Origin of the sequence: Ereboglobus luteus (genome assembly GCF_003096195.1) — a bacterium.
GTDB lineage: Bacteria > Verrucomicrobiota > Verrucomicrobiia > Opitutales > Opitutaceae > Ereboglobus > Ereboglobus luteus.
The window spans coordinates 837408-862599 of record NZ_CP023004.1; the positions used below are offsets into that span (position 1 = coordinate 837408).

The following is a 25192-nucleotide window of genomic DNA, read 5'->3' on the forward strand; positions in this document are numbered from 1 at the left end:
CGTGCCTGGCGCGTGCCTACGATTTGATCGTGCCCGCGTTGCGCCACCGTTTCAGCGCGGCGCCGGTTAATGAGCGCGCGGTGTTTTCCGGTTTTTCGATTTCACTGCGCGCGCCCGCGAAGACGATCTCGCCGCCCGCGGAGCCTCCTCCGGGGCCGAGGTCGATAATCCAGTCGGCGAGATTGATCACGTCGAGGTTGTGCTCGATCACGATGATTGTGTTGCCCGCGTCGCGCAGCTTGAAGAGCAGGTCCATCAGGTTCTGGATGTCCGCCCAGTGCAGGCCCGTCGTCGGCTCGTCGAGAATATACAGCGTGTCGCCCTGCTGGCGGCGGCTCAGTTCGAGCGACAATTTTATGCGCTGCGCCTCGCCGCCGGAGAGCGTCGTGGCCGATTGCCCGAGCGTCAGGTAACCGAGCCCCACGGCATTGAGCGTCTCCAGCTTGTCCATGATGCGCGGGATGTTTTTGAACAGCGCCATCGCCTCGCGCACCGTCATGTCGAGCACATCGGCGATTGATTTTCCGTGAAACAAAATCTCCAGCGTCTCGCGGTTGAAGCGCCGCCCGCCGCAGCTCGGGCACGGCGCGTAGGCGTCGGCCATGAACTGCATGTCGAGCTTGATCACGCCGTCGCCCTGGCAGCGCTCGCAGCGTCCGCCGCGCACGTTGAACGAAAAACGGCTCGCCTTGTAGCCGCGCACCTTGGCGAGCGGCGCTTGCGCAAACAGGTCGCGCAGCGAATCCAGCAGCTTCGTGTAGGTGGCGGGGTTCGAGCGCGGGCTGCGCCCGATCGGCTCCTGGTCCACTTGCACGAGTTTTTCAAATGTATCCAAATTTTCGATACCCTTGTGCCTGCCGGGGAAAATTTTTGTCGCGCCGTTCAGCTTGCGCGCGGCCGCCGCGGCGAGGATGTCGTTCACCAGCGTGCTTTTGCCCGAGCCCGAAACGCCCGTCACGCACGTGAGCAGGCCGGCGGGGAACTTTGCGTCGATGTTGCGCAGATTGTGCTCGCTTGCGCCGCGCACGGTCAGCCACGCGCCGGGGCCGGACGCGGACGTTTTTGTCTTAGCGTCCTTCTCGACAAAACGCCTTCGCGACAAATACGCGCCGGTGAGCGACACGCGCTCCGGCAGCGCGACGCACTGCGCCGGCGTTCCCTGAAACAAAATCCGCCCGCCCTCGACGCCCGCCTCGGGGCCGAGCTCGATGATTTCGTCGGCGATGCGCATCGTCTCCTCGTCGTGCTCGACCACGAGCACGGTATTGCCGCGGTCGCGCAGCTCGCGCAGTTGCGAGAGCAGCCGTTCGTTGTCCGCCGGATGCAGGCCGATGCTCGGCTCGTCGAGCACATAGATGACGCCCATCAGTCCCATGCCGAGTTGCGTGGCGAGCCGCACGCGCTGCGCCTCGCCGCCGGAGAGCGTGTCGTAATCGCGGTCGAGCGTCAGGTAGCCGAGTCCGGTGTGCGCGAGAAAATGCAGCCGTTGCTCGATGCCCGTCACGATTTCGCGCAACGCTTCGTTGCCCGCCAGCGTGTCGCAAAGTTCGCGAGCAACAGCATGCGCGGCGTTGACGTCGAGTGTGAGAAATTCCGGGAAAGTCAGCCAAGGTAGCACAGACATTCCTGTCTGTGCCGTTTGGGATTTGTCCCTCGCATTCTCATCAGAGGGCACAGACAAGAATGTCTGTGCTACCTTGATCCGCACCGCGCTGCTCCTCGCGTTCAGGCGTCCGCCGTGGCAGGCGGGGCACTCGCCGCTCACCATGAATGTCGTCAGGCGCGCGCGGAAGCCGTCGCTGTCGGTGCCGCGCCAGCTTTCGTCCAAGTCGGCGATCACGCCCGGGAATGGCATCGCGCGCGGCTCGCGCATGCGTTTCAACTTGAACGCAAACAAACGCTCGCCCGCGCCGTTCAGAATCACATCGCGCGTTTCCTCCGGCAGGTCCTTCCACGGCGCGTCGGCGTCGAACGGCAGTTGTTCGGCGAGTTGTTTCAGCAGCGCGTTGTGCTTGATGATTAAATTTTTTCCGCCGATGCGCCACGGTTTGATCGCGCCGCCGCGCACGGATTTTTCCGGGTCCGGCACGATCAGTTCCGGCACGAAACGCATCTTGCGCCCCAATCCGCCGCACTCTGGGCACGCGCCCTCGGTGTGGTTGAATGAAAAGTGCCGCGGCGTGAGTTTCTCAAAAACATCGCCGCAAATCTCGCATGCGAGCGACTGGCTCAGGTTGATTTCGCGCCACGGCGCGTCGGCGGTTTTTTGCGCGAGCACGATGGCGCGGTCGCCGCCCTCTCGAAACGCCAGCTCCAGCGAGTCCGCCAGGCGGCTGCGCTGGTCCTCGTTTGCGACCAAGCGGTCGATCACCAAATCGACGACAAGCTCTTTCGCGCCCGTCGGCACGATGCGCGCGTCGTCGAGGTTTTTTATTTCGCCGTCGAGGCGCACGCGCTGAAACCCGCGCTGGCGCAGGCGCGGCAATTCCTCGCGCAGCACGCTCGGCTTCGCGCGCATGAGCGGCGAGAGCAGTATGATCCGCTCGCCCGGCGCGAGCGCGAGCACGCGCGCCACGTTGTCGTCGAGCGAGCGTTGCGTGACGCGCCCGCCGTCCTTCGGGCATATTTGCTCGCCGTGCAACGCCCACAACAGCCGCGCGTAGTCGGCGATCTCCGTGACGGTGGCGATGGTGCTGCGCGGCGAGCCGCCGCCCGTGCGCTGCTCGATGGCGAGCACCGGCGAGAGGCCGTGGATAAAATCGACGTCGGGCCGCTTCAATTGCTCGAGCACCTGGCGCGCCTGCGTCGAGAGCGACTCCATGTATTTGCGGTAGCCCTCGGCGTAGATCGTGTCGAATGCGAGCGACGATTTTCCCGAGCCACTCACGCCCGTGATCACGACGAGTTTGCCGCGCGGAATGCGCACCTCGATATTCTTGAGGTTGTGCTCGCGGGCGCCTTTTACGTGGATGTGTGTCGCTACGGCTTGCATGAACTGGCCCGCAATCTCGCCGGAAGTCGCCGCAACGTCAAAGTAGAAGAACGCGCAAGCGAACATCCCGGTGCGACCAAAGATGCCGGCGCCGCCAACGGAGCCAACGGGCTCCCGCGATTTGCAAAACACTCTTCAAAATATCAATTCGTTCGCCGCGAAACTCTTTTGATGTTGGAAACACCCCGGGACCTCGCCTAGCTTTTGCGGCCATGAAAATCGTTCAAGTTGCGAGCGAACTCTTTCCATACGTCAAAACGGGCGGCCTCGCCGATGCCGCGGGCTCGCTGTCCGCCACGCTCGCAAAGCACGGCCACCAAGTGTGCGTGTTTCTTCCCGGCTACCGCGCGGTGCTCGATCACCCCGACGCCTCCGGCGCGGAACGGCTCCTGCGCCTCAAAATCGAAATGGGCGACGTTTTCATGAGCGGCGAGGTGCGCGTTTTCTCGCCACGGCCAAATCAAAAAATCTACCTCATTTGCCGCGACGAACTCTTCGACCGCAGGGGCGTTTACGGCAACGGCGAGCGCGATTACGAGGACAATTACCACCGCTACATTTTTTCTGCAAGGGCGTCGTCGAAACACTCCGCCAACTCAACCTCCAAGCCGACATCGTCCACGCGCACGACTGGCAGGCCGCGATGCTCCCGCTCCTCCTCCGCTACACCGAGCGCCGCACCGCCACCGCCCTCGCGCTCAAAACCGTCTTCACCATTCACAACATCGCATTCCAGGGTCTCTACCCGATGCGCTCGTTCTACCGCACCAACCTCCCCGACGAACTCAAGGGCGTGGACGGCCTCGAATACTACGGCCAGATGAATTTCCTCAAGGGCGGCATCCTCTTCGCCGACCAGGTAACCACGGTCAGTCCGCGTTACGCGCAAGAAATCCAAACGCCCGAGTTCGGCTGCGGGCTCGACGGCGTCATCGCCACGCGCGCCGAGGATCTTGTCGGCCTCATCAACGGCATCGACACCACCGTCTGGAACCCCGCCACCGACGCGCACATCCCCGCCAATTACACCGCGGCCGATCTCTCCGGAAAAGCAGCCTGCCGCGCCGAGCTCCTGAAAAAAATGGAGCTCGATCCCGCGCCCGCCGATGTTCCCGTTTACGGAATGGTCTGCCGCCTGACCGAGCAGAAGGGCGTGCAGCTCCTCCTCGCCAACCGCGATTTTTTCCTCAACCACGACTGCCGCCTCGTCATCCTCGGCTCCGGCGACAAACGCCTTGAGCAAGCCGTGCGCGACCTCGCCGCCGCCGCGCCGGGCAAGATCGGCCTCGCCATGCGCCTCGACGAAAGCATGAGCCATCTCATCGAGGCCGGCAGCGACTTCTTTCTGATGCCCTCGCTCTTCGAGCCCTGCGGCCTCAACCAAATGTATTCGCTCGCCTACGGCACGCCGCCGCTCGTCACGCAAGTCGGCGGACTCCACGACACGGTGACTGACGCCGACGCGTCGCCCGACGCGGGCACCGGCATCACCTTCGCGCCCGACGCCGACGCGCTGCGCGAAGGCCTGCAACGCTCGCTCAAACTCTTCGCCGACAAACCCCGCTACGCGGCCGTGCAGGCTCGCGGCATGGCGACCGACAACAGTTGGGACAACGCCGCCCGCGCCTACGAACGCCTCTACACGGAATTGTTATAGAAGCGCGCCTTGCGAGCCTTGGTTTTCGTTCGCTTTATGAACAAGCACATCAATAATTTTTAGCACACACGGACGCGCGCAAGGCGCGCCCTCACGGCGCTAACGCCACAAGCATGACCACGCACACACTCACCACCCGCATCGAACGCCCCGCCGAGGAAGTCACCGCATGGCTTGCGCGTCCGGGCGCGGAAACACGCCTCACGCCCCACTGGGCCGCCGCGAACACACCCCTGAAAATTTTTTCAACCGCAATCAAATCGCTCGACACCTCCTCCTGCACCGTAACCGAGGAGCTGCGCCCGCCCGAATCGCTCGAACTCGCCCCCGCCACGATCGAACACTACCTCGCCTGCCGCCATGCCACGCTGCGCAACGACATTGAGCAAACCGCCGCCTACGGAGCCGTCCGCCGGCTGCGCATTGCCGTCGCCGGCGCCTCGGGCGTGATCGGCCGCGCGCTCACACCTTTTCTCCAGGCACAAAACCACGAGGTCATCCCCCTCGCGCGCGACCCCAAGACGGGCGGATTCAATCCCGACCAGCTGGCGCAAGCGCTCCCCGGCATCGACGCCGTCATCAACCTCGCCGGCGCGAGCCTCGCCGCCGCAAAATGGGACCAGACTCAACGCGACCTCATCTGGGAAAGTCGCGCCGGCGCGACCCGCGCCCTCGTCGCCGCGCTCGCCACGCTCAAGCAGCGTCCCTTCGCCCTCCTCAGCGCATCCGCCACCGGCTACTACGGATCCCAGGGCGACAAGCTTCTCGACGAAACTGCCCCGAGAGGCGACGGATTTCTCGCGGACGTCTGCCACGGGTGGGAATACGAGGCGAACGCCGCCGGCGAGTTCGGTTTGCGCGTCGCCTGCCTGCGCTTCGGCACGGTGCTCACGCCCGATGGCGACGCATTTGCAACCCGGCTCCCCTACTTCGAAAAAAAGCTCGGCGCCATGCTCGGCCACGGACGCCAGTGGATCAGCTGGATCAGCATCGACGACGCCATCGCCGCCATCTACCATTCCATCCTTACGCACGCCTGCGCCGGCCCTGTCAACATCACCGCGCCCAACCCCGTGCCCAACGCCGAATTGGTTGACACGCTTGCCGCCGCGCTCGGCAAAAAACGCCGCTCGCGCACACCCCGCTGGCTGCTGCGACTGCGCTACGGAATCGATTTCGCCAACGAAACCATGCTCGCCAGCACCCGCGCCATCCCCGCCAAGCTGCGCGACAGCGGTTATAATTTCCGCCATCCCGACCTCGAAACGGCGCTGGAGCAGTTGTTGTAACGGCTCCCCCTGCGCGGGGAAATCCCAACCGACAAAATTCCAAACCCCAAAACAATCCTTCGCGAAACGATTGTCTTCCTTTTGGGATTTCGGAATTTGGAATTTAGCCATGCTTCCCCGCATTTTCCTCTTCGACAACCACACACCAACCCCTTTTCCTGCCCTCACAAACAATGAGCAACTTCTACATCACCACCGCCATCGACTACGTGAACGGCTCCCCGCACCTCGGCCACGCTTATGAAAAAGTGCTGACCGACGTCATCGCCCGCTTCCGCCGCCAGATGGGCGACAATGTGTTTTTCCTCACCGGCGTCGACGAGCACGGCCAGAAAGTCCAGCAATCCGCCCGCGCCAAGGGCATCGCCCCGCAACAATTCTGCGACGAAGTTTCGCAGGAATTCCGCGACCTCTGCGCCAAGCTCGAAATCTCCAACGACGACTTCATCCGCACCACCGAGCCCCGCCACAAAAAAGTCGTCTGCGAAATCCTCCAGAAACTCTACGACAAGGGCGAAATCTACAAAGCCGAATACAAGGGCTTCTACTCCACGCGCCAGGAGCAATTTCTTCAGGACAAGGACCGCAACCCCGACGGCACCTGGCCGGAAATCTTCGGCGAAGTCACCGAAATCACCGAAAGCAATTACTTCTTCAAACTCCGCCAGTATCAGGACTGGCTCGTCGACCACCTCAAGACGCACGAGGATTTTGTCTTCCCCCGCTACCGCCAGAAACAAGTCATCGAATTCCTCAAGGAACCGCTCAACGACCTCTGCATCTCGCGCCCCAAGGAACGCCTCGAGTGGGGCATCCCCCTGCCCTTCGACGAAAACTTCGTCACCTACGTCTGGTTCGACGCGCTCACCAACTACTACACCGCCGTCACCGAAAAACCCGGTTTCTGGCCCGCCAACTTCCACGTCATCGGCAAGGACATCCTCGTGCCGCCGCACGCCGTCTACTGGCCCATCATGCTCAAGGCCGCCGGCATCGAGCCCCCGCGCTCGCTGCTCGTGCACGGCTGGTGGTCGATCAACGGCAGCAAAATGTCCAAGAGCACCGGCAACTTCGTCGACCCCGTCGCCTTCGCCGACCAATACGGCACCGACGCGCTGCGCTACTTCGTGATCCGCGAAATGAGCGTCGGCCAGGACAGCGATTTTTCGCAAACGCAATTCCTCGCCCGCTACAACGCCGACCTTGCCAACAACCTCGGCAACCTCGTCAACCGCACGCTAAACATGACCAACCGCTTCGCCGGCGGCGTCATCCCCGAGGCCGACGCGGGCGCGAGCGGCGAACTCGAAACCGAGCTGAAAACCCTCTGGGAAAAAACGCGCGACGAAGTCATCACGCTCAACGAAGGCTTCCAATTCCACATCGCGCTCGAGCGCACCTTCTCCTTCGTCACCGCGACCAACGCCTACATTGAAAAACGCGCCCCGTGGAAACTCGGCAAATCGGCCGAGCCCGCCGACCAGGCCGCGTTAAAAACCTCGCTCGCCACAATGGCCGAGTCCCTGCGCCTCGCCAATGCGCTCCTCTACGCGGTGATCCCCGGCGCCACAGCGAAAATCCGCGATGTGATCGGCGCCAAAACCGAGTCCAACTGGCGCGACGAACTCGTCTGGGGCGCCCGCCTGACCGGCAACAAAGTCGCCGAGTCGGCGATCCTGTTCCCGAGGCCGCAAACAAAAACCTCGTAAGAAGGAGTGCCGATTCGCGTCGGCGGTTCGTTTCCGAGCGCGGCGATTCATCACCGCCACGCCCTCGCATTTGCACATCCCGACATGTTCGCCGGCGCGCACACGCACCGTGCAACGCGGCACCGTCGGAAATTTTTTGCATCCCCGCAACTTCTTGTAACCATTCCGTTCTAACACGCGTCAACTGCCGCCCGCCGATCATTTTCCGCTCGCTCTTATCCGTTCCGTCTTTCCGACTTCAGCTCCTCAGTCCTTCAGCCCTTTTCCACATGCCCATCGTCAAACCCACATGCCTGCGCGACCTGAAGTTTCGCGTGAACATCGTGGATGTGGTGGGTCGCGTGGCGACGCTCAAGCGCGCCGGTTCGCGTTTCAAGGGGCTGTGCCCTTTCCACAACGAAAAAACGCCCTCCTTCACCGTCGATCCCGACAAGGGTTTCTACAAATGCTTCGGCTGCGGCAAGGCCGGCGACATCATCTCTTTCGTGCGCGAGACCGAGGGGCTCGATTTCACCGAGGCCATTGAGACGCTCGGCCGCCGCTACAACGTCGCCATCGAATACGAGGAGGGCTCCGGCCCCACGCGCGAGGAGCGCTCGCTGCGCCAGGAACTCTTCGCCATCCACGAAATCGCCGCCGACCATTTCCACCAGGTTTTCAAAATCGCCGACACGAAAAACACCACCGGCGAATGGATGCGCGAGTATTGGAAAAACAAACGCCGCTTCACGCCCGAGCTTGCCGAGGAGTTCAAGATCGGCGCCGTCGCGCCCGACGGCAGCGCGCTTTTCTCGCGCCTGCACAAGGAGCGTTTCTCCGAGGATGCGTTTCGCCGCTGCGGACTTTTTTTCATCAACGAAAACGCCCCGGTCAACCTCCACTCGGTCAAGTCCCGCTTCCGCGGCCGCCTCATGATTCCCATTCGCGACCATCAGGGCCGCGTGGTCGCGTTCACCGCGCGCCAGACCGATCTCACTCCGCAGGACGATCCCGCGCGCGAGGCCAAATACGTCAACTCACCCGAGACCCCCATCTTCACCAAAGGCCACCTCCTCTTCAATCTCGACCGCGCCCGCACCGCCGTCGGCCCCGACGCGCCCTTTGTCCTCGTCGAGGGCCAGCTCGACGCGCTCCGCTGCTGGTCCGTCGGCCTCAAAACCGCCATCGCCCCGCAGGGCACCGCGATCACCGAAAGCCAGCTCACGCTCCTCCGCCGTTATCACCCGCAAGTCGAGTGTCTCTTCGACGGCGATTCCGCGGGCCAAAACGCCGCGCTCCGCTATCTGCCCCTCGCGCTCAAGGCCGGCCTCGAGACGCGCTTCCTCGCCCTCGCGGGCGACGAAAAAATCGACCCCGACGACCTTTTTCGCGAACGCGGCATCGCCGCCTACGCCGAGCTCAAGAGACACGCCCAGAGCGCGATGACCTTCGCCTGCCGCAGTCACCTCCCCGACCCCGCAGCGGCCTCCGCCGAGCAAAAACACGCCACCGCCCGCGCCCTTTTTGATATCATCCTCGCAACCGATTCCGAGATCACGCGCGCCGAGTATCTCAACGAAATTGCCTCCCGCCTCCGCATCCCCATCAACGCCCTATCCCGCGATTTCGAGGCCTATCGCGCCCAAGCCCAAACCCGAGCCTCCTACACGGCGCAGCCCGAAACGCCCTCCTCTGATTTGGATCCCGTTCTGCTTCCTCATAATGTCACCAATGAGTATCAATTACTCCTTATCTGCTTAAATTATGAATACTTGGGTGAACCTATCGCGCGATTACTCCCACACCATTGGATTGACACAACACATACTGCCGGAAAACTTCTCAATACGGTTCTCAGTCATTTTGAACAAAACGATTGGCCTGGTCGCGATCATCTTGATGGAATCGTAGAGGACGATGAACAACGTGCGCTCGCCACAACTCTTAGCACTATAACACTTAATAACGACAATCCAATCCGGATCGCCAACACAACACTTATCGATATCCGTAACCGCGCGTTGGAGCCAGAACTCCGAAAAATCGAACTTGCGCTCTCAACCCTTCAGGCGAACAGTGAAGTTGACGCAATTTCTCTGATCAAACAACGCACCGACATCCAACGTCAACTGCGCCAGCCATTCGGGCTGCCTGCCGTTGACTAGTTTATTTTACTCGCATCACACACCATGCCGCGCAAAGCCAAGAAAAAAACCGCCACCTCATCCGTCCACTCCGACGCAGTCGAATCCGCCATTGAGCGCGCCGAGGCTGCCGCCGCCGAGCATTCCTCAAATCCCGGCGCCAATGAAAAAATCCGCGCACTCATCCGCCAGGCCAAGGAGCAGGGTTATCTCACCACCGAGGACATCAGCGAAGCGCTTCCCGACACTCACGAGGGCCAGGAGGAATACGAAAACGTCCTCAACATCCTCGGCAACCTTGAGATCGAGGTCATCGACCCCGACCAGGTCGAGGAATACAAACAGCAAAAGGAAGACGCCGAGGAGGAGGAATCGCGCACCTCGAACAACGACATCCTCGACGATCCCGTCCGCATGTATCTCAAGCAGATGGGCCAGGTCCCCCTGCTCACCCGCGAACAGGAAGTCGAAATCTCCAAGCGCATCGAAACCGCCGAGCTCAAGGCGCAAAACGTCCTCTTCGAGGTCGCCATCATCGGCCGCCACATCGCCGAGCTCGGCGCCAAGCTCATCACACGCGAGGAGCGTTTCGACCGCATCGTCATCGACAAAAAAATCGAGAGCCGCGAATCCTACTTCAAGCACCTCCCCAAGCTCGTCGAGACCACGCAGAAAAACGAGGAGTCCGTCGCCCAGGGCTGGGAGGAACTCAGGAAGGCCAAAACCGAGGCCGACAAAAAACGCGTCGGCACCAAATACAAAAAACGCGAGAACACTCTCCGCGCCAATTTCAGCAAATACTTCTTCAAGCTCAAAGTTTACGAGGAATACCTTGAGAGCAAGAAGGCCGTCTTTGCAGAAATCGAGGAACTCTACGCCAAGCTCGACCGCGCCAAAAAACCCAAGACCAAAAAAGACGCCGGCATCGACACCAAGCCCATCAACGCCCGCCTGAAACAAATCGAGCAGGAGTGGCGCATCAATCCCGCGCGCTTCCTTGAGGTCATCAAGCAGACCAACGTCCACGTCCGCGAGGCCCACAAGGCAAAAACCGAAATGGTTGAGGCTAACCTGCGCCTCGTCATCTCCATCGCGAAAAAATACACCAACCGCGGCCTCTCCTTCCTCGACCTCATCCAGGAGGGCAACATGGGACTCATGAAGGCCGTCGAGAAATTCGAATATCGTCGCGGCTACAAATTCTCCACCTACGCCACCTGGTGGATCCGCCAGGCCATCACCCGCTCCATCGCCGACCAGGCTCGCACCATCCGCATCCCGGTCCACATGATCGAGACGCTCAACAAGGTCATGCAGGTTCAAAAACAACTCCTTCAGGAATTCGGACACGAACCGACCCCGGATGAAGTTGCCGACGAAATGAACCTCCCCGTCGAGCGCGTGCAGCAAATCATGAAGATGGCCCAGCAACCCATCTCGCTCCAGTCGCCCGTCGGCGACGGCGACGACACCAGCTTCGGTGATTTCATCGAGGACAAGTCCGCCGAGAATCCCTACGACATGACGGCATTCTCGCTCCTCCGCGAAAAAATCATCGACGTTCTGGACTCGCTCACCGAGCGCGAACGCCGCGTGCTCTCGCTGCGCTTCGGCCTCATCGACGGCTACAGCCGCACGCTTGAGGAAGTCGGCAAACAATTCCGCGTCACCCGCGAGCGCATCCGTCAGATCGAGGCCAAGGCACTGCGCAAAATGCGCCATCCCACGCGCATTCGCCAGCTCCACGGCTTCTTCGACGCCGAGCAAATCGACAACGCGCAAAACCTTCTCCAGCAAGTTGCCCGCGAGAAAAAAGCCGGCGAGTCGATCATCCCGCCCTCCGGAATCCAAAGCGCCTTCAACCCCTTTGGAAAAAGGTAAGCCCTTCCTGACAAACACAAAAACAAAGGGCGAAACCCTTTTCGCCCTTTACTCATCATCCAATAAACAACACCTTCCCCGAAAATCACCATGAATAGCGACCCAAGTTTGATCCTCGCCGTCTTCGGCCTCGGCGCCACCGAGCTGGTAATTATCTTCGCCGTATTACTCCTCCTTTTCGGCGGCGCGAAGCTCCCCTCCCTCGCCAAGGGCCTTGGCCAGTCCATCCGTGAATTCAAAAAGGCCTCTGCTGAAAATGATAAGGACGAGGATGAGGACGACGAACCCGAGGCCAAGAAAACGGTTAAGAAAAAAGCCGACGACAACGTCAAAACCAACGGCTCGAACTGAGCCTATTATTCTCTCATTCTCTTTTCAGCGAAAGACGACCCGCCCGGTCGTCTTTTTTGTATCAAACAAGCTGTTTCCTTAGCGTTGTTCAAATCCGGCGTGTCCGTCGACCGCACCCGTCCGAACCGCAGTCTTGTTAATCATCGCATTTATTTTGTCTGACGAAACAGTTAGTTCGTATTGTGAAATATAAAGGCACTAATAAACCTGCCTTGAGCACGCTCGATTTTCGCAGATCCCTCCGAACCTAATCCACCCTTATGTCACCACAAAACCGCCCTCTCCTCCTCAGCGTCCTCGTGCTCGCCATCGCACTTGCCGGTTGTAACGACAACTCCAAGCACTCGCACGCATCCTGGCAGAAAGCCGCCGACACTCCGCCGAAGGCCAACTACGATTTCGGCGCGTGGGACAAGGGCACCTCGCCCGGCGAGGTCGGCGCGCGCCTCGTCGAGACGTTCCTCTCGAAGCCCCTTCGCATTCACAAAGGCAGCAACATGATTCACTACGTGGAAACCTGCACATGGCAGGGCGCGCTGCGCTACGCGAAACAAACCCACGACGACGCGCTTCTCCAGCGACTCGTGAAACGCTTCGATCCCGTCTTCACCGGACAGCCGCCCTACAACAACCAGCCGCTCAATGTTGACACCACCGTCTTCGGTTCCGTGCCGCTCGAACTCTACATGCGCACGGGCGACGAACGCTTCCTGAAAATCGGCCTCACCCTCGCCGACGCGCAATGGAACAAGCCTTCCGGAAAACTTCCCGGCGGCATGTCGATCTCCGCCGAGGAAAAGGCCAAGCTCGACGCCACCGCCGCCGAGGCCGTCAAGCACGGACTGAGCTGGCACACCCGCTACTGGATCGACGACATGTATATGATCACGATGCTCCAGACGCAGGCCTACCGCGCCACCGGCGACAAAAAATACCTCGATCGCGCCGCCCTCGAAGCCGTCTCCTACCTCGACGTGCTCCAGCAGCCCAACGGCCTCTTTTTCCATGCCGAAAACGCCCCATTCTTCTGGGGCCGAGGCAACGGCTGGTTCGCCGCCGGCATGTCCGAACTCCTCCGCGCCCTCCCGAAAAACCACACCCACCGCGCCCGCATCATGGACGGCTACAAAAAAATGATGGCCACGCTCCTCAAGCACCAGGACTCCGAGGGCAAATGGCGCCAGCTCATCGACGATCCCTCCTCCTGGCAGGAATCCTCCAGCACTGGCATGTTCACCTACGCCATTGCGACCGGCGTGCGCCACGGCTGGCTCGACGCCGCCACCTACGGCCCCGCCGCCCGCAAAGGCTGGCTCGCCCTCGTGGGCTGGCTCGAGCCCGACGGACGCATCCGCGATGTCTGCGAAGGCACCAATGCCAAAAACGACCGCCAGCACTATCTCAAACGCAGACGCATCACCGGCGATCTCCACGGCCTGGCTCCCGTCCTCTGGTGCGCCAACGCGTTCATGGAATAAGCCGGCAACGACGCTGATGCCTTGGAGTGCGGAGGCAAAGCGCAGCGACGACACCGCGTTGAGCGACATTCAAGACTACCTTGTCCCGCCCGCGCCCGCGCCGAACACGAATTGCTGCCGCGCATTGACGACGGTCGGACGCCCCTTTTTCAACGGCGGCTCGAAACGCCATTGCAGGATCGCCTCCACCGCCGAATTCGCGAACCACGGATGCGTCTCGCCCTCCACCACCGGCAAACGCACCCTTCCCTCGCCGTCCACAAAAAAATCAACCGTCACCGCTCCCGTCCGTCCGTTCTCCGCGAACTGTGCCGGATAAAGCGGCGCGACCGTGTGCGCGACGACAAGCGGCCCGTCCAGCTCCGACTGCCGAGTCAACACCCGCACGCGATTCGCCTGCTCCAGCATGCTGCCCGTGAGCATGGTGACGCCGTCAAGCGCCGCACGCGTGATCACCACGCCCTGCGCCTCGAACGAAAAACTCAGCATCGCCCGCGTCCACACCGGCGCGCCGTCAACCCGTGTCGGCTCGAAGCGCCACCGCCCCAAAACCGCGGCGATCTCGTCCGCAAACGCCTGCTTCGAATACATCGTGACGAGGTAGTCATCCAGCCGCCCCTCCGCGTCGACGCCGATGATCACATCGACCGCCCCGCGCACCACGCCGTCGACTGTCAGCTTCATGGGAAAAGCCGGTTCGACCATTTCCACGATCTTCAACAACTCGACACGCGGAGCCTTTCCCTTTCCGGCCGCCGTCGTCGGCAAAAACAACACCGTCACGCACGCCGCCAAAAGCGCGAATGCCGTCCGTTTTTTTAACATGGGTATCATGGGATGAACTCCTTTCCAATAGCTCCAAAAGCTTTCGAACACCGGGATATTAATCCCAAAATCACTCGTCGCGCAAGCCGCATCGTCTCTTGCCCGCGCAAACGTGCAAACCAAATGCAAAGGCGCGCCTCATCGACCACCCCGTAATCGATTCCGAAGGAGGCACGCATTGGTCACCCGGCGCAACCGCCACAAACGGCGTGAACCAGTATCATTATGTGACCATCAAAAATTGCTACCCCGAACCTCTCCGGAAAATAATCGCCGACCTCCAATCCGCCCCGACGAAAGCAAGATAAGCAAGGATCGCCTCGACAAAAATCGTCGTGTCGCTCGTGAAGGAGCGTTTCGGGAGACCAAAAAGGCGAGGATAAAGCCATTCTGCACTCGGCAACGACAAGACGCGGCTGAGGCATGTGGCCGGCAGCCAGTGGGGCCAGAAACGTTACATGGACATGGGCCATCTGAAAGCCATGAGCATAATCGAAAAGCACGCGATGTGAACTTTGTGTTGAAGGCCACGCTGCGGCCCGCCAAGCCGGGCCTACGCGCGGCTCTCAACCCTCACGAAAGAACCAACAACAAAACAACACATAACCTTCCTCCGCCGACTATATACTTTTTAAAATGTGCGAAACTTGGGGGCTGTTGCCCAAATCAAAAAAGATGAAACATGTTGCATGTTAACATGTAATATAATACATCATGATGGGAATCAAAGACAAGCAGGGAGCTCTGTTTAGCTATAATATAAATCTGGAAGAGCGAGTGAGGGAGGACAATCCGCTGCGAGTAATCAGCAGGCAGGGCGATTTCAATTGGGTGCGTGATGAAGTGGTGGGTTTATATGGCTGCAATGGCAATGAGTCGGTCGATCCAGTGGTCATCATCAAGCTTTTGATCCTGTTGTTTTGGGATAATATTAAAAGTGAGCGCGAGTTGATGCGCATCGTGCCGGAGCGATTGGATTACCTGTGGTTTTTGGGCTACGGGCTCGACGAGCAAACACCAAACCACAGCGTGCTGTCGAAGGCGCGCAAGCGATGGGGCAAAGAGCTCTTTGAGCATTTTTTCGTCCGCACGGTATGGAAGTGCGTCAAATTGGGACTCGTCGATGGGAGGAAAATCCACCTGGACAGCAGCCTGATCGATGCCGATGCCGCCAGGGCATCCATGATAACCACATCCAAGGAAGTGGTCGCGGCATTGCGCAAAGCCTATGAGGTGGAAGAGTCTAAATTTGAAATGGAAGAAGAAAGACGACGCGTCATCCCGATGCACCGTCGCAATTTTAGCAAAACTGATCCGGATGCAACCTTGGTGGCCCGCGATCCGAGGAGTGCGTATGCCACAGCCAAACCACGCTACAAAAGCCATCGTGCAGTCGATGACCGGTGCGGGGTGATCACTGCCGTGCAAACCACACCGGGACACATCAGGGACGGGTTTTGCCTGCCGGAGATGGTCAAACAGCACCAGGACAACAGCGGGGCTCTCACCGAGACAGTAATTGGCGACCAGCACTATGGCACGCGCGAGAACTTCATACATCTGCAGTCACTTGGAATAGCCACCCATATGAAGCCGCTCCGCTCAAAGGGAATGGCCGAAAAACACGAGGTTTTTCATGTTTCGGAGTTTATATACAATGCCCAGTCGGACACCTTCCGGTGCCCCGGGGGTAAAAATCTGAGCAGGCGCGGTTACAACAAAAACGAGCAGGGCTGGTATTATCGCGCAGACACGAGGGATTGTGCCGGTTGTCCACTGCGCACCCAGTGCACGAAAACGGCGCCCCCGACACATACGCGGCTTATCGTAAGGCCTGATGGCCATGAGGCGCTTCTCAAAGGATGGGCGCAGGCCTGCGGCGAGGAAGCCAGGCAGGACAGACGCACACTACCCCTTGCTGCGATGGCTTTTATAAATCTGCGCAAGTTACCGGACGTTATCACCAATCAGGACGACCTGACGCCGCTCCGTCCCGCGGGCAAGGCTTCGGGCTAACGCACAAATATTGATGCAAATGGTCACCATTGATACCTACAAATGGTGACCATTGTTATCCATTACCGCCATCCGGCAATGTCGTGCCGGTAGGTGCTCGGATTGTCACTTACCAATCAGCGACAACTCTAATACTTCAATATCAGCACTAGTTTCATCGAAATATTTTTAAAATCAAAATGAATTTATCAATAATTCTGCAATTTCATCAAATGAATCATATCCAGATCTAGTATTAAAATGCCCCGCGTTTGTTCTTATGAATTTCGTTGAACCAATCGCTTTTGAGAAACTTTCTAATACACCAAAGGGCAAATAAGGATCATCGTTTGAAAAATAAGAATATTTTTTATCAAAATGCCTCGAAGCTAATAGCAACTCTTGGGTTTCCTGGTAAAACTCACTATTTATTTTATCAAATTCCTCATCACCTGAATAAAAATTATTAAAACCTGAAACAGTGACCAGTCCCCTAAAATTCAATTGTTTTCTGACTGCATACTTCAATACAAAAGGAGACGCTGAGCTATGGCATATAAAAACAGATTTATCGGTCAATATCCGCGCTTGCCGATAACTATCTAGAATAGCGCACCAACTTAGAAAAGTTTGGCCTTGCGGACTCGGAAAATGTGGGACTATAGCAGTCCAATCATTAGCACATAGTCGCTTATGTAGTGACGGAAACCAATTTTCAAATGGAGAACCAAACGAACCATGTATTACGAATGCATTGTTTTTCATATTTATTATTGTTATTTATGACGACTAAGAAACTCGAGCACCTGTTTGCTTTGTATTATGTAAAAGGGGAAATCCTCACTCCAAAAATAACAACTAGCATATTCTATTATATAATTGTCAAATACTGACTTCAATTTAAACTCCCATAAATCTTTTGGCATCATATAAAATTCCGTGTTAAGAGCCTCCTCCCACCCCAGCTCCTTATATCTGTTTAATGTTTTTTCTGTTATAAAACCATCGAAGAAAGACTTTAGCACAACATCAAACATTTCTGTAAATTTCAGAACAAAACTATTTCGATTCATACTATATACAGATAAGTTATATGCATTGAATGGAAATGGATCATAATATGAATATTTGTCTTCATAGGTTTTAAAAAAACTTGACGGGTGAAGTATTTCTCTATCGCGGTTGTAGAAAAAACTTTTAGTTATAAATATGCCATTGCGTGTAAGCGCACGTCGAATATTTTCAAGAAAATTATCAATTTCGCGTGCGTGCATATTGCCTATGACTAAATCTCCTACAATCATATCAAATTCATTAAAAAATTTCATGTTTTGCCAATTGCTTATAACAATAGTTTCTTTTGCTCGTAAATACTTCAACTCTTTTGATATAGCTGAGTGATACTCAATACTATTATCAATGATAGTTACATCGCAATTTTCTTCGACTCCAAGTGTGCGATACTCCGTAGTCGACCCTAATACTAATAACCTCGGCTTTCTTTTTATTGTTCTCCTTATTTCAGTGATATAGCGTGCGCACACCGCTAACTCATAATTAGACGGTCTATTAGGTGGAAAATAATTATTCCAAGCATTTGCTGTGTTTTTTGTCCACATGCTTCATATATCCTCAGTAGCGAATAAACTATATGCCATTATCTGGGGGATTGTGCAAAATTGGTTTTTCGATATATCCTCGCGCTCTTCGAGCCAGTGCATAACGGACTGACAATATTCATAATATTTTCTTTCATCCTCTGTTGACAAAAAATTTTCTATGTAAGTATTATTCATACGGAGAAAAACTGAAATCATAATTACATTGTCAAGAATACACGTATCCTGGGATAAATCATTTGTAGTCGAGATATTCCATTTTTTATTTTTCAAGATATTATTAACTATAGATTCTATTATGATTTTGTATTTCTTTTCAGTGCCATCGACACACAAAAACGCCTCTAAGCACAGCGCCGTGGATTCCCACTGGGACATCCAATCGCCTACACCACTTCGCCAATATCCTTCCTTAGTAACCCGATTTAATAAAGACTCCAAGCCCGAGGACATCACATTTTTAATATTAATTGCATCTGGGCGTTTTGTTGTGTCAATAGCAGACATACTTATCAACACGCGAGCTGTTACCCAAGGCATCCGATAGGGATACCAACCACCATGATGATCCAAAGATGAAGGCGTTTTTCTGTAAATTAAATAATTTATGGCAGAGTCGCTAACAGCAGTCATAAAAATCGATGGATTCAATGATGATATTCCAAGTGCCACAGCGTATAGATAGTTTTCCTCCAGACGTTTCGCATTGATATTTGACGCTATAGTTTTTTGAGAAACTCTGTAATACGGATCAAGTTCATCCTCTCTAAGCATATACTTATATATTTTCTCTGTTTCCTCGGGGTTATGGCCACACGCTCCTGAATTATTTTCAACGAATCGTCAGCTCGTGGTGTAAAAAACTTAAAGAACGCATTGAGTAAATCTTCATGTTCTTCACTTTCTGTAAGGATCAAGGATTTAGCGATATAAGATAAAAACAATTGAGATGAAGGGGCTTTTATCCAATCAGCATCATTCAATCCATGTTTAGCCATCAATTTTTCCACACTATGCCGTATAGTTTGTTTAATATATAGCATCTGCGTTTTTCTCATTGAATCAATATTAGTCTCTGGATCATTTTGCGTAGAAATTGGATCCAGAACACGAACATTTGATTTAGCAGTCACATTCTTACCCAAACGGGGACGTTTCTCGTCAATATCAATCTCGAGGGTAAGGAAATCTGTATTTTCAGGGAATTCGAGTATTTTAGTCGAATGAGTAGTCTTGGCCAATCCTTTTCTGTGAAAGTGTCCCTTGAAAAGATTATCCATAACGCAAAATAATGACGATTTTCCATCAGCCATGCCATCCATGACACTGTTAACATAAATAATATAAATTCCGTTTTTTGAGTTGTCGCAATCTACATGCATTCGATCGTGATATTTTGATGAATTCTTTTGAAAGGCCGGAACTATTAAAAAATCTAAATCTTTTTCATATAATGTTTCTTTTATTTGCTTAGTTGTGTCTAAATAGTCAGCGCAAATAAGTATCGAGAAATTCCCTATATGTGAGTTTTTAAATATAAATATGTTTTTTCCAGATTGCAATCCTTCACGATCTCCAAGAAAAGGCGAATTTTCTATTGGCGCGGGAACTATTTTTTCAGTGTAATACACATTGTTATCAAAAATTAGTGGCGCCCTAGAGATATAACCATGTTCCGTATTAGCATAATGGCTTCCCGCTAAAACCATGCAATCGTTTTGAAAAGCCCAAGCTCTTATAATATTTATTAGAGTGTCGGGCACACTTAATTCAGGAAATACAACTAATGAGGCTTTTTTGATGCGAGCCTGCTCTAGGACATTATCGATGAATATTTGAATTTTGTTTATATTTTTGGGGAAATAAAGGCCATCTATGATATCCCAATCCTCTTGCACCCAAGAAGGTTGAGCAAGCAGAACCCTAGCGCATTCTTTTCGTTCTTTTTGAAAATCTATCGTTTTTATAGAGAAACTCATGTTGTGTGAATATCGAAATACCCTGTAGGCTCTGCTTTGATTATTTGAATTAATTCACCTCCAGCATCCGCTCGCGTTCCGCAGCGGAGGCGTCTTCGAGCATGACGACCAAAAATCCGTCGCCTTGCTTTATGAGCTGGGCTTGGGCTGGGTTGATTTCGCGGTCAATTTGGGAGGGGGATAGGTTCCACATCGCGCCGGTCACGGGATCGACGACAAGCATTCCGATAACGCCGCCGAAGATTATGTTGCCAAAATACCAGCCGGAGATTTTTGGACTCACCACAACCTCGGCGGTCGTGTAGCCGGGGAGCTCGATTTTCAGGTTGTAACTCTGCCCCTTGAAATATCCCCGCTTGGGCGACAGGAAAACCGACATCGGAGTCGTCCCCTTCATGACGACAACGCCCGTGTCCGCTTTGGCGATGGTCACATTTGCGCCTTCCGGCTGCGATCGTATGCTGATGTCGCGGGATCCACTGTTTAAGATCGACGCGCAGCCGCTTGCCACGAGTGCGAGGACAATGAGTGCGCTTGTTCCGAGAATCCGGACGGTGGGGTTTTTCATGAGTGCTGAGGAGGAGAAGATAGGGATGGTAGGGTTGGTTTTGACCGGGGCAAAACAGCTTCGTGGAGAGAACAATTAACGAACGTTATGCTTTACAGTTATTTTGCATTTTCATGTCAACGCTGCAGATGCGTTTAAACTGAAAAAGTATGATAACCACGGAGAACACAGAGAGGCACGGAGGAGGTGCAATTCAATCCAAAAGCAGTGATTCATGAATAAACGCAACCACAGCTGAGCACAGATATAAGCAGATACAAACAGGTTAAGTAAAAAGTCATAGCAATTTACCTTACCCTAAAAAGTGCGCTGGGATTTCGACGTATATCTCTGATTATCCATGTCTATCTATGTTCATCTGCGGTTCAAAAGCGTTTTTTCAGGTTCAAAGTGATGTCAGTATGGGGTTTCGTTTTTCAAACCGGATGAGGTTCCGCCTCGGCGGGCTGCGATTTCGATTGAAACAACAATCCGACAAGCAGCCCCTCACTGTCGCGCACGTGGTTTCGTGATATCACTTCGAATTACACCCGCACAGAAGAACAAAGATCCCATCGGCGACACTCCACAAATTTCTCCGTGCTCCTCAGTGCCCTCCGTGGTTAAAAATCAGAACGTTTTAATTCAGGTCGGGCGCGCCAGCACGGGCTGACGCCTCCAAGTATATGCCGATGTTGGAGCCGACGGAGCGTTCGTGGGATTTGGCGGTGGGGCGGTTGGCGAGGATTGCTGTTTGGCGCTTCGCATCCCAGTAGCAGAGGGTGGTTGAGCCGCCGCCGTCCATGTTGATTGCATCGGAGCTGCCGGCGTCCTTGAGGAAACGGGCGGTTTCGTGTGTGTTCGCGCCGAGGCTCCAGCCTTTCTGGCGTCCGTCGATGGTTATAATGTAGAAATAATTGCGATCCCGAGAAAGGCCGTAGGCAATGCGGGGGTGCAGCGAGGTTCCGACGGGGCCTTCCTGCCCTTGGAGTTCTCCTTTGCGAAGGATGATGGCGAAACCGGCCACGGTCATGCGGATTTTTTTGTAGTCCGCCTCGGGAACGGATGTGACGATGTCCGCGCGGCCGTCCTCATAGATGACGAATTGCGCGCGGTGGGGCTTGGTGTCGCAAATGATTTCGCCGTCGGTGATGCAGAGCCCGTGGGGATGCCCGTATTTGTGGGTGTATGGTTTGACCCAGGGTTTCCACGGAGCGGCGTTGGCGGCGACGACCATGTCGAGCTCGAGTCCGCCCTCGCTTTTTGGCGCGCGGGCGTTGAGGAGGAAATCGCGGGTGCGGACGCGCTTGGTGCGAATCACCATTTTCTCGTAGTCGGGCATGGGCTTTCCCCAGTCGGCGTCGCGGGGCGTGCCGGTGAACTTGAGCCCCGGCGTCCGCAGATCGATGCGCATCAGATTGATTTTCAAAAGCCGGGGCTGGTCGGTATCCAGCTTGAGCAATTTGATTCCAGGTCGGATGTCCTCCGCCTTGGTCCAGTCGATTGCCGGCGCGCCGGACAAGGCATGGTAGAAGAGAAGGGAAAGGCAAAACAGGGCGGCGGTCGCAACGTGTCGGGTTTTCATCGGGGAAGTTTCTGAATGCAAACAAGTGCGCGCAAAATTTCCAAATCCCAAAATTGCAAAAAGACGCGCTCCCGGGGTTGTTTGCGCGGTTTTCCATTTGCTCGACTTCGCTCATAAAGATGCGCACATTTTTGCCCACGATTTTGTTTTTCTCATGACCAGCGACCACGAATGTCCCGACCGACCGACCGGCAAACACATCCAGCTCATGGCCACCTGCCTGTGCGACGCGCTTTTCGACGATGTGGGCGCGGCCACTGTCGAGATACTCGAGCACCTCGGCTGCGCGATTGATTTTCCCGAGGCGCAAACCTGCTGCGGCCAGCCGGCGTTCAACAGCGGTGACTGGAACGCCTCGCGCAAAGTGCTCCGCCATGTGCTCGACACGTTCACCGGCGACGCCCCGTTGATCATTCCCTCGGCCTCGTGCGCCGCGATGATTCGCCACGGCGCGTTGATCGCCTTCGAAAAGGAGCCGCAAACGCTTCCCGCCGCTCGGAAACTCGCCGGGCGCACATGGGAGCTTGTCGATTACATTGTGAACGGGCTCGGCGTCACCAAGTGGCCGGGACGCGTGGACGCGCCCGCCTCCGTTGTTTTTCACCGCTCATGTCACTCGCGCGGCACGGCGACTGGCGCGGCCGCGCTCATGCTTCTGCGATCCATTGAGGGTTTGCGCGTGCTCGAGTTCGACGAGTCCGAGCAATGCTGTGGTTTTGGCGGCACGTTCTCCGTGACGTTTCCGCACATTTCAAAATCGATGGGCGAACTCAAGCTCGACCACCTGCTCGCGGGCAATCCCGACATGATTGTCTCCATCGACCAAAGCTGCCTGATGAGTCTCGGCGGTCTTGCCGCAAAAGGCGGGCGTCCGGTGAAAACGATGCACATTGCGCAACTGCTACGCGATTCGTTGCGCGGTGTTGTTGCGAACAGTTCGACTTAAATCGTCGTGACCCGACTCAAATCGAATTGAGTCGATTTATGTCGCGCCAGGATGCGCCGGCTGAACCTATAATTTTTTCACGGCGTAAGCCATCGCGTCGGCGATGCGCTCGAGCTGTTCGTCGGTGTGCTGGGCCGAAATCGCGGTGCGGATCAAGTCCTTGCCGGGAGGCACCGCCGGAGCGATCGACATGACTGTGAAGACGCCTTTTTCGAGAAGCGCCTGCCAGAAACGGTAAACGCGCTCCTTCGAGCCGAGCACGACGGGGATGGCGGGCGCTTCGCTGCCCCAAGTGTCGAGTTTGAGCGAGTGGAGCATGTCGCGATAACGCCTGGTGTTTTGCCAGAGACGCTCGTGATGCTGCGGTTCGGTTTGCAGGACTTCGAGCGCGGCCTGCGCGGCGGCGGTTTGGCCGGGACTGAGCGCGGCGCTGAAAATAGTCTGCTTGGAATGGGTGCGGAGATACTCGATCACCGCGCGGCTGCCGACGATAAAACCGCCCGTGCTCGAGAGCGATTTCGAAAGGCTGCCGCAGAGAACATCGACGCGGTCGTTGAGGCCAAAATGATCGACCGTGCCGCGCCCCTGCCGTCCGAGCACGCCGAAGCCGTGCGCATCATCGATCACGTTGAACGTGTTGTAACGGTCGGCGACGTCGAGAAGCGCGGGGAGCGCCGCGATGTGGCCCTCCATCGAATAAACGCCCTCGGCGACAAACATTTTCGGCGTCGCGGGCGGAAGCGATTCCGCGAGGTCGGCGAGATCGGCGGTGTTGTTGTGCGAAAAGCGCTCCACTTGCGCGTGCGAGAGACGAGTTCCGTCCCAGAGGCTCGAGTGGTTGTTTTTGTCGGCGAGAATGATGTCCCCTTTCTGCGCAAAACAGGCGACTGCGCTCACGCAGGAAAGATAACCGGCGGCGTGCACATGGCAGGCCTCGCGACCGAGAAACGCCGCGAGTTTTTCCTCGAGCTCCAGATGGTATGCGCGCGAGCCGTTGGAAATGCGCGCGCCGGTGGAACTGGTTCCCCATTTGCGCGTCGCGGCGCAGGCGGCCTCGATGACCTTGGGGTGGAAGGAGAGCCCGAGGTAGTCGTTGCTCGCGAGCATGATCGCGGGACGCCCGTCGATGGTGATTTCGGTGCCACGCTGCGACTGCATGGCGTGATAATAGGGATTGTATTTCAGGCGCATTTTTGTGACCTGGTCGTCATGGCAGCGCGCGAGAATGGGCTTCTTTGATTTCTGGAAAAATGGAAACGGCATTGATTGGTTTCGTTGTGGAAAAGGCGCAGGCTCGCGAATCCGCGGCGATTAATCAAAGGCTAATTTGCGAAAGCTCCGCACGCAGCGACCGGCCATAAAAAACCCGCCCTTCATAAAGGGCGGGTTCGCTTGAGATTGATTTTGCGCTAGCGGCTCTCCGGTCCGGATTAGAAGCCAATCGACAGGCCGAGGGTGACCCAGAAACGGTTGTCCGGCGTGTTGAGAGGCGTGTTTTCGTTGTTCGCGTAGTGCAGGCCGAGGGTGACGGTCGCATTGTCGCGGATGCGATAGGGAATGCTCACGTCGAAGCCGTAGTAGTTGTAGGAATTCTTCTGGCTGGCACCAATCGTGTCGGGAGCCCAGTCGTTGGCGCCGACGGTGCCGAGATAGAACGCAACGTCAACCGACGTGCCCAGCTTCTCGATCGGGAAGCTGTAGCCGACGGAGCCGACCACCGTGCTGGCCTCCTTGCGGAAGTCGTAATAATAGTAGGCGCTCGCCGACAGGCGGTTCTTTGACCATGTTGCGCCAACACCGAGCTCATACGTCTTCGAGGTTTCATCTCCGGTGGCGTCGGGATACCAGTAGTAGGTTGCGATGCCCTCGAGGGAAATCGTCTCGGTCAGGTTGTGTTTATAACCGGCGTAAATATCGACCTCGTTTTGGGGCCTTTCACCGCGCCAGTCGGAGACGGGCTGCATCGTCCACAAGCCGGCGTAAAAATCATCAACCGCGACTTCGACCGATGGTGTGAACGCGTCGCTCGCGGCCTTCAAACCGCGAAACACATACTGGGATGTATAGCTAAAATCCGTCGTAACTTTATACGAGGTCGCTGACTGTTGCGCGGAAGCCGTAAGCCCGGCAATACCCGCGAGCATGGTGATAAGGATGGCAATTTTTTTCATTGTCTTGATTGTCTGTAGTTAAGTGGAGCAGTCCGCCTGTGCGGG

General features: G+C 56.2%; 18 protein-coding genes and 1 pseudogene. 9 read left to right on the forward strand and 10 right to left on the reverse strand.

Annotated elements, in window-relative coordinates:
- Positions 1 to 16 precede the first annotated feature (16 nt).
- On the reverse strand, positions 17 to 2992 hold the full coding sequence (gene uvrA, locus CKA38_RS03150; protein WP_108826382.1) for an excinuclease ABC subunit UvrA: 2976 nt from the start codon (positions 2990 to 2992) through the stop codon (positions 17 to 19).
- A 212-nt stretch (positions 2993 to 3204) separates the two neighbouring features.
- Between uvrA and glgA the strand changes: the two are divergent.
- The 7 genes and pseudogenes from glgA (at position 3205) to CKA38_RS03185 (ending at position 13480) form a co-directional block, all read left to right on the forward strand.
- Positions 3205 to 4649, forward strand: a pseudogene (glgA, locus tag CKA38_RS03155) (glycogen synthase GlgA).
- 113 nt (positions 4650 to 4762) lie between these two features.
- Positions 4763 to 5938, forward strand: coding sequence for a TIGR01777 family oxidoreductase (locus CKA38_RS03160; protein WP_108824189.1), 1176 nt, complete (start codon positions 4763 to 4765; stop codon positions 5936 to 5938).
- Between the two features lie 173 nt (positions 5939 to 6111).
- Positions 6112 to 7647 carry a methionine--tRNA ligase gene (gene metG / locus CKA38_RS03165; RefSeq protein WP_108824190.1) on the forward strand — a complete coding sequence of 512 codons (1536 nt, stop codon included), beginning with the start codon at positions 6112 to 6114 and terminating at the stop codon, positions 7645 to 7647.
- Positions 7648 to 7916: 269 nt separating this feature from the next.
- Entirely contained in the window at positions 7917 to 9791 is a 1875-nt protein-coding gene (gene dnaG / locus CKA38_RS03170) for a DNA primase (RefSeq protein WP_108824191.1), read from the forward strand.
- 24 nt (positions 9792 to 9815) lie between these two features.
- Complete coding sequence (rpoD, locus tag CKA38_RS16820; protein ID WP_108824192.1) at positions 9816 to 11651, forward strand: RNA polymerase sigma factor RpoD; 1836 nt, start codon at positions 9816 to 9818, stop codon at positions 11649 to 11651.
- A gap of 90 nt (positions 11652 to 11741) precedes the next feature.
- Complete coding sequence (locus CKA38_RS03180) at positions 11742 to 12002, forward strand: Sec-independent protein translocase subunit TatA/TatB (RefSeq protein ID WP_108824193.1); 261 nt, start codon at positions 11742 to 11744, stop codon at positions 12000 to 12002.
- 260 nt (positions 12003 to 12262) lie between these two features.
- Positions 12263 to 13480 carry a glycoside hydrolase family 88/105 protein gene (locus CKA38_RS03185; RefSeq protein ID WP_108824194.1) on the forward strand — a complete coding sequence of 406 codons (1218 nt, stop codon included), beginning with the start codon at positions 12263 to 12265 and terminating at the stop codon, positions 13478 to 13480.
- Between the two features lie 75 nt (positions 13481 to 13555).
- On the opposite strand, the gene CKA38_RS03190 is transcribed toward CKA38_RS03185, so the two are convergent.
- The gene (locus CKA38_RS03190) at positions 13556 to 14305 is read right to left on the reverse strand and encodes an energy transducer TonB (RefSeq protein ID WP_161554701.1); all 750 of its coding nucleotides are present in this window, start codon (positions 14303 to 14305) and stop codon (positions 13556 to 13558) included.
- A gap of 714 nt (positions 14306 to 15019) precedes the next feature.
- Here CKA38_RS03190 and CKA38_RS03200 point away from each other — a divergent pair.
- Positions 15020 to 16321 (forward strand): transposase, encoded by a 1302-nt coding sequence (locus CKA38_RS03200; protein WP_108824197.1) that lies wholly within the window; start codon positions 15020 to 15022, stop codon positions 16319 to 16321.
- A gap of 174 nt (positions 16322 to 16495) precedes the next feature.
- On the opposite strand, the gene CKA38_RS03205 is transcribed toward CKA38_RS03200, so the two are convergent.
- The 6 genes from CKA38_RS03205 to CKA38_RS03230 form a co-directional block, all read right to left on the reverse strand.
- Positions 16496 to 17065, reverse strand: a complete 570-nt coding sequence (locus CKA38_RS03205) for an RBBP9/YdeN family alpha/beta hydrolase (RefSeq protein WP_108824198.1) — start codon at positions 17063 to 17065, stop codon at positions 16496 to 16498.
- An 11-nt stretch (positions 17066 to 17076) separates the two neighbouring features.
- Positions 17077 to 17919, reverse strand: a complete 843-nt coding sequence (locus CKA38_RS15240; protein WP_152032639.1) for a class I SAM-dependent methyltransferase — start codon at positions 17917 to 17919, stop codon at positions 17077 to 17079.
- A gap of 3 nt (positions 17920 to 17922) precedes the next feature.
- Positions 17923 to 18693: a hypothetical protein gene (locus CKA38_RS15245; RefSeq protein ID WP_152032640.1), complete on the reverse strand. Its 771-nt coding sequence runs from the start codon at positions 18691 to 18693 to the stop codon at positions 17923 to 17925.
- Positions 18639 to 19898 (reverse strand): carbon-nitrogen hydrolase family protein, encoded by a 1260-nt coding sequence (locus tag CKA38_RS15250; protein ID WP_152032641.1) that lies wholly within the window; start codon positions 19896 to 19898, stop codon positions 18639 to 18641. Before CKA38_RS15250 ends, CKA38_RS15245 begins: the two co-directional genes overlap by 55 nt.
- A gap of 49 nt (positions 19899 to 19947) precedes the next feature.
- The gene (locus tag CKA38_RS03225; protein ID WP_108824202.1) at positions 19948 to 20466 is read right to left on the reverse strand and encodes a PEGA domain-containing protein; all 519 of its coding nucleotides are present in this window, start codon (positions 20464 to 20466) and stop codon (positions 19948 to 19950) included.
- Between the two features lie 619 nt (positions 20467 to 21085).
- Positions 21086 to 22030, reverse strand: coding sequence for a phosphodiester glycosidase family protein (locus tag CKA38_RS03230; protein WP_108824203.1), 945 nt, complete (start codon positions 22028 to 22030; stop codon positions 21086 to 21088).
- Positions 22031 to 22184: 154 nt separating this feature from the next.
- Here CKA38_RS03230 and CKA38_RS03235 point away from each other — a divergent pair, with 154 nt between their 5' ends.
- Positions 22185 to 22976 (forward strand): (Fe-S)-binding protein, encoded by a 792-nt coding sequence (locus CKA38_RS03235; protein ID WP_108826383.1) that lies wholly within the window; start codon positions 22185 to 22187, stop codon positions 22974 to 22976.
- A gap of 66 nt (positions 22977 to 23042) precedes the next feature.
- Here the strand turns inward: CKA38_RS03235 and CKA38_RS03240 are convergent, their stop codons facing one another.
- On the reverse strand, positions 23043 to 24239 hold the full coding sequence (locus CKA38_RS03240) for an aminotransferase class I/II-fold pyridoxal phosphate-dependent enzyme (protein WP_108824204.1): 1197 nt from the start codon (positions 24237 to 24239) through the stop codon (positions 23043 to 23045).
- Between the two features lie 167 nt (positions 24240 to 24406).
- Positions 24407 to 25147: a TorF family putative porin gene (locus CKA38_RS03245; RefSeq protein ID WP_108824205.1), complete on the reverse strand. Its 741-nt coding sequence runs from the start codon at positions 25145 to 25147 to the stop codon at positions 24407 to 24409.
- Between the last annotated feature and the right edge of the window lie 45 nt (positions 25148 to 25192).